We start from the raw sequence: 5662 nt of genomic DNA on the forward strand, positions 1-5662 counted from the left end.
AAGAGTATACCATCAAGCTACAAGAGGGGTTAGAGGTTAACCTTTCAGAACGGGCTCATATAGCCGTATGGGGCAAAACTGGAAGCAAGAAAACAACCGTCCTTTTTGGAATAATACTCCAGCTTTTTAGCATGGGCGCAGATGTTCGCTTTATCGATGGAAAAGATGAATTTAGTTCATTCAAAGGCTTCTATCCATCTGATAAAATTGTATCGGATATTGACCCAGTTTTTGAGCAGCTAGAGGATATTCTAGCTATCATAAAACAACGTCAGAAGTTAATGGCTGATGAGGTTCAGAAACGTAAAAAAATAGGTCTGAAAGCGTCAGAAGTTGGGCTTCAACCTATTGTGCTGGTTGCTGATGAAATCGGCTCTATTGTGGCTCTTATGGACTCTAAACAGTCTAAAAAGTTTGTGGCCGACTTAACGGCTATCATTCAACGAGGGCGCTCCGTGGGTGTCTCTGTTATTGCTAGCACGCAAGACCCTTCGACTGATACACTACCGCAAAAGATACGTCAGCAGTTTGCTACCAAGGTTCTCCTTGGATCTGCAAACTCTGACATTCAGAGAATGGCATTCGGAGAAGTTGCAACGGCTGGAAACGTTGAAGATTTCAGAGGTTTCTATATTTGCGACGGACTGACTAACCAGCCAATGAAATTTTATGTTTGTGATTTATACAGTCATGGATTTAATGAGCTGGGAGCATTTAAAAAAGCTTATAAATTAGGATTTTTATAAGCTTTTTTAAAAAAACACTTGACATAACACTATGTTTTACAATATAATTAAGATGAAAAGTAAATAATGCCACTTGCCGATGGGGTGGGATATAAATTATTCGGTTCGTAAATAATGCCACTTGCCGATGGGGTGGGATATAAATTATTCGGTTCGTAAATAATGCCACTTGCCGATGGAGTGGGATATAAATTATTCGGTTTGTAAATAATACCCGCCAATTATGGCGGGTTTTTTAGGAGTTATATATGGTATTAATTGCTGGTCAAAGTTATCATTTAAAGGATGATTTTTTTAATTTAGTTAATGATGATAAATTGATGTCTAATAAAGAAAATGGAGGATACAGACCTCATTTTTGTGCTATTCAGGATAGAACAGATAGTAGCATTTTTTGGATGATTCCTATTTCATCTAAATATGATAAGTATCAGCGTATTTATCAAAGTCAAGTTAATAGGTATGGTAAATGTGATAAAATTGTTTTGGGGACATTTGCAGGGAAAAACCATGCATTTTTAATCCAAAATGCATTTTGTATTAAAGAGGAATATGTTGACCATGTGCATACTGTTGGAGGAATTCCAGTATCTATTCATGCAGGGGTAGTGGCTGAAATAACATCTAAATTAAATAATTGTTTAGCTTTAAAGCAAAGAGGAGTGAATTTATTTTATCCAGATATAGACATGATAAAGAGTAAGATATAATAATAGAAAATAGGAATTATTCCTATTTTTTTGTTATTTTGTGTTATTATTGTATTATAAAATAATAGGCGGTGTATTATGAATGAAAAAATGACTGTTTTGAATATTCGTATGGGTGTAGATGAAAAACTTGAAATAAAAGAACGTGCTGAACTTTCGGGTCGGACTATTAGTTCTTATGCTCGTGATTTGTTGTTTTCTATTGATAATACAGAAGATGAAAAAGATAATACAAATATAATACAAGAAAAAGATGAGCGTATTTCTGATTTGAAAGAACAAATAGAAGATTATAAGAAACAAATTGAACAACTTCATACTATTATTTTAGCAACGCAGAAAGATAATCAACTGCTTTTAGAACAAACTAAAAAAAGTTGGTGGCAGTTTTGGAAGTAAAAAAGCAAGATTCTATAATCTTGCTTTTTATTTTAAAGTTGCCTTTTGAAATCTTCGGTTTTTTCATGTAACGTAGATTCTCCACCAGCGTAGAAAAATTCGGGATTTATGAAATATGTTCTTGCTTCGTCAGTTTTTATAATTAGTTGACATTCTTTTAATTTTGAAATTGCTTCTGTTACTTTTCGGTCTGACATTCCAGTATGTTCAGCAATCGTTTTTTGAGTTGGAGCAATTACTCTATTGTCTGCATCAATTTTTGTAAGCAAATAAAACATTACTCGCATATCATGCATTGTTAAATTATCATTTTTACTTAATTCTTCAGCTCCTTCGACAGTTGTTGCAAACCACTTTACATTTTTTACTTGTCCATATCTCGCCATATAGAATACCTGTGCCTTTCTTCGACATTAAATAGAACATTCGTTCTATTTAATTATATCATAAAAAGAAAGTTTGGTCTATATATTTTTTTGAAAAAATAGCTTAAATCATTGATGTAAAAGGATTTTAGAAATATTCGTAATCGCTTGTAATATATAGGGTGATGTGTTATAATTAAGTCATAAATAAAAGAAAGGAGAAATAACATGGTTATTTCAAGTAAAGAATTTCAACCAGTACTTGCTGATGTTATAAAATTTATTGCAGATGGTAAGATTCCAGAACCAGCTTGCGAACAGTTTCAAAAGCAACAAAATCAAGTTGCTGATGAGCTTGGTTTAGAATACAAAAACAATATCGGCTTGTATGAAATTTTTGATTATTGTGAGAAAAACAATATAGATAATGAATCAGTAAATTTGTTATTTAGTGCGTTGAAATATAATAATCAGAACATCAAGAACTTGTATGGATTGAAATAAATTTCTTTTCGTCGGCACAATCTAAAAAAGCACGGCGATCAAGCAAAGCGTCAAGGAGAAAAGTCGAAGACGTACCTTGCGCGGCGCTGTCGTTGTGCTAGATTGTGAAAGACGAAAGAAAAGGAATTTATTTTGAAATCCTAAACGAATCTTTTCAGAGGCGGGGTCAAGCGTCCTACGCTTGTCGGGTCTGGGCAGAAGCCCAGAGGGAAAAAGGGCTTTACATCTGCCTTGGATTGATGTAAAATAAAAATGTCTGTGGTCTTCGAACAACCAACAGACAACAAAAAAGTCTTACTTAGACCGCCAAGTCAACTCAGTAAGACTCTCACTTTTTTTCGAACAAGACCATTATATCAAACTTTGCCCTAAAGGGTCAAGTGGTGTGGTTAAATAAAAAGTAGAGTGTCTTTTCTAAAGTTGACTGCGGTTATAGTAACCAGCACAATTTTAGAAAGGACATTTTTTATATGTCAGCAATACAACCACAACCAGCTGGGTCAAACCAGCTTCAACGTTTAAGAGCTTTGCAAGAAGAAAGCAAGACTAAAGCACAAAATGCAAAAATGACTGCATTTAAAGATATTATTGGTATCTATGTTGGAACTCCTTCACGTGAGCATTTTCCAAAAATCAAAGATGAAAATGGAAAAGCAGTCAAAGATGAAAGAGGACGTGATTTACGAAGTGATACGTCAGATGGTTATACTCATACATTAACAGAATTTGGTACGTCTAAGATGATTCAGATTGTTTTGCCGAAAGAGTTTAATTTGCAACTGATGAATGCTTATAAATTAGCTGGTCTTGGTTATGATATCAAGGGAAGTATGTTCTTTATCGAAAAAGAAGGAACTATTGCAAATTACTAGGATATTGAGGGTACTGCTGGAACTTATTTCCAGCAGGTAGCCCCCCTCAATAATCATGGGGGCTACACGTACAAAGAAAAATGCTAGTTAGCCCTTATATATCAAGGGTTTAGACCTTGTAAAAAACTACACAGATGGAATGAGGAAAAGACATGCAGAAATACAAAGTAGACTGGCTGGCTTTTTCGGTATCATTTGAAGATGAAGAGCAGACGTTAGACCCTCAACTTATGGAAATATTGGGTTATAATTTAGCAGATTTTGACGAAGTCCCTGGAAGATTTTTTTACAATTCAGGGGCAACTTATCGAAATTATGTAAACGTCTTTTGGAATGACCCCGAGAAGCCTTGGCACAAAAATTCTAGTCGGACAATGACCGTGGTTTTCACGGGTCAGGGGTCGACTGAATTAGCTGAAAAATGGGATACCGATTGGGTTTCTATTTTTAGAACTTTAAAAGAATATGGTGGAGTGAATTTCACACGGCTCGATTTGGCTCTTGATGATTATGATGAGACAGTGAGATTTTCCGATATTGAGAAAAAACTCAATAAAGGGCATTATCGTTCATCTCGCAAATCGTACAATATCGTTAAGACATCAGACCAAAACGGAAAATCGCTGGGGCAGACAATTTACATCGGAAACGCTCGGTCTCAAAATGGAAGCCGTGGGAATGTGTACGCTCGTTTTTATGACAAAAAAGCGCAGTACGAAAGCAAGAACGAACTTTTTCCAACCGAAGTCCGAGACCATTGGGCGAGGACTGGGAAAGAAGTTTGGCAACGGTACGAGATTAGCTATTCTAAAAAATACGCTTTAAAAATCATTGATGAGTTTCTACAAGGGGATAAAATCGACAAGATTTTTAAAACGTCGCTTCGTAATCTTCTTGAGATTTTGACCCCTAAACGTGGGGACACTAACAAAAATCGCTGGTATAAAACGAAGTGGTGGGAGAAGTTTTTAGAGTATGATGAGACGATAGACTTTAGTCTTGCAGAACGTGACGTCATGCTGGGAGACTTGCTGGAGTGGTTACGTGTTGCAGTCTTGCCCTCTCTTTCTCTGCTTGAAATCATAGGAAATGAGCGAGGTTTTGATATTTACGATTTGCTTCAAAAAGCTGAAAAATCTGCTGATTTTTCAAAGAAGCAAAATCGTTTATACGTGAATAGTCAGACCTTATCAGACGAGACTATAAACAACTATTTGAGCGAGTTTCTAGGGGGTGGCAAATAATGGCTATCACGTATAAAAAGAACGCTCAGAACGTTTATAAAGTGCCTTTCTATTCGCAATTTTGGACGTGGTGGGCTTTGGTTTTATCTTTGGCCGTCTTGTCTTTGTTGCTGGGGCTAGTTGTATCGATTAAATTTGTTCAAGTTGTTTTGTGGGCGCTGGTCGCTATATTGACGATTTGGCGAGCGTATTCGCTGACAAAGTCAGTGATCAAAGCGAAGACAATCGGAAAATATATCACGCAGAAAAAGGCAGAAAAAGCGGTCACTAAGAGTTTACTTGCTACAATGTCAGTCAATCGTCTGCAAGATACCCCTTATATCTCCGTTCCCAGCGTGACGGTGTGCGATAGCAGACCGTCACATATAAGCGTAGAAGTTGAGAAATTAGCTGGTATGTATGATGTCGATAAACTTACAGAGGATATCAATTCCAGCTTTAGAGGTAAGCTAGGAGCCTATGCGGTCACGTCTGCAATGATAACATCAGACGGACTGTTTTATAAGTTTGTACTTGAAGACGTAGCAACAGATAAAACTTGGCGACCAGCGACCGTGGACGATATAAAGGCTGAAGAGTATACCATCAAGCTACAAGAGGGGTTAGAGGTTAACCTTTCAGAACGGGCTCATATAGCCGTATGGGGCAAAACTGGAAGCAAGAAAACAACCGTCCTTTTTGGAATAATACTCCAGCTTTTTAGCATGGGCGCAGATGTTCGCTTTATCGATGGAAAAGATGAATTTAGTTCATTCAAAGGCTTCTATCCATCTGATAAAATTGTATCGGATATTGACCCAGTTTTTGAGCAGCTAGAGGATA

General features: G+C 36.6%; 7 protein-coding genes and 1 pseudogene. 7 read left to right on the forward strand and 1 reads right to left on the reverse strand.

Going from position 1 to position 5662, the window contains the following annotated elements:
- The 3 genes from D8848_RS10450 to D8848_RS10460 form a co-directional block, all read left to right on the forward strand.
- The coding region (locus tag D8848_RS10450; RefSeq protein ID WP_125444089.1) for a type IV secretory system conjugative DNA transfer family protein at positions 1-746 on the forward strand (746 nt) is incomplete at its 5' end.
- A gap of 248 nt (positions 747-994) precedes the next feature.
- The gene (gene cptIN, locus D8848_RS10455; protein ID WP_125444091.1) at positions 995-1456 is read left to right on the forward strand and encodes a type III toxin-antitoxin system CptIN family toxin; all 462 of its coding nucleotides are present in this window, start codon (positions 995-997) and stop codon (positions 1454-1456) included.
- 78 nt (positions 1457-1534) lie between these two features.
- A complete protein-coding gene (locus tag D8848_RS10460; RefSeq protein ID WP_260467310.1) occupies positions 1535-1855 on the forward strand; it encodes a plasmid mobilization protein in 321 nt (106 codons plus the stop codon).
- 32 nt (positions 1856-1887) lie between these two features.
- Here D8848_RS10460 and D8848_RS10465 read toward each other — a convergent pair whose 3' ends face one another.
- On the reverse strand, positions 1888-2241 hold the full coding sequence (locus tag D8848_RS10465) for a replication/maintenance protein RepL (protein WP_125444093.1): 354 nt from the start codon (positions 2239-2241) through the stop codon (positions 1888-1890).
- Between the two features lie 207 nt (positions 2242-2448).
- On the opposite strand from D8848_RS10465, the gene D8848_RS10470 reads away from it, so the two are divergent.
- The 4 genes and pseudogenes from D8848_RS10470 to D8848_RS10485 form a co-directional block, all read left to right on the forward strand.
- Positions 2449-2724, forward strand: a complete 276-nt coding sequence (locus D8848_RS10470) for a hypothetical protein (RefSeq protein WP_125444094.1) — start codon at positions 2449-2451, stop codon at positions 2722-2724.
- Between the two features lie 470 nt (positions 2725-3194).
- Complete coding sequence (locus D8848_RS10475; protein ID WP_125444096.1) at positions 3195-3596, forward strand: hypothetical protein; 402 nt, start codon at positions 3195-3197, stop codon at positions 3594-3596.
- Between the two features lie 152 nt (positions 3597-3748).
- Positions 3749-4840, forward strand: coding sequence for a replication initiation factor domain-containing protein (locus tag D8848_RS10480; protein ID WP_125444098.1), 1092 nt, complete (start codon positions 3749-3751; stop codon positions 4838-4840).
- Positions 4840-5662, forward strand: a pseudogene (locus D8848_RS10485) (type IV secretory system conjugative DNA transfer family protein); the annotation flags it as partial. The gene D8848_RS10480 and the pseudogene D8848_RS10485, both read left to right, overlap by 1 nt.

Origin of the sequence: Streptococcus mitis, assembly GCF_003942775.1 — a bacterium.
In the GTDB taxonomy this organism is placed as follows: domain Bacteria; phylum Bacillota; class Bacilli; order Lactobacillales; family Streptococcaceae; genus Streptococcus; species Streptococcus mitis_CN.

Coding starts and splice junctions, on each gene's coding strand:
- cptIN (WP_125444091.1), top strand. CDS start 995: ATGGTATTAATTGCTGGTCAAAGTTATCATTTAAAGGATGATTTTTTT.
- D8848_RS10460 (WP_260467310.1), top strand. CDS start 1,535: ATGAATGAAAAAATGACTGTTTTGAATATTCGTATGGGTGTAGATGAA.
- D8848_RS10465 (WP_125444093.1), bottom strand. CDS start 2,241: ATGGCGAGATATGGACAAGTAAAAAATGTAAAGTGGTTTGCAACAACT.
- D8848_RS10470 (WP_125444094.1), top strand. CDS start 2,449: ATGGTTATTTCAAGTAAAGAATTTCAACCAGTACTTGCTGATGTTATA.
- D8848_RS10475 (WP_125444096.1), top strand. CDS start 3,195: ATGTCAGCAATACAACCACAACCAGCTGGGTCAAACCAGCTTCAACGT.
- D8848_RS10480 (WP_125444098.1), top strand. CDS start 3,749: ATGCAGAAATACAAAGTAGACTGGCTGGCTTTTTCGGTATCATTTGAA.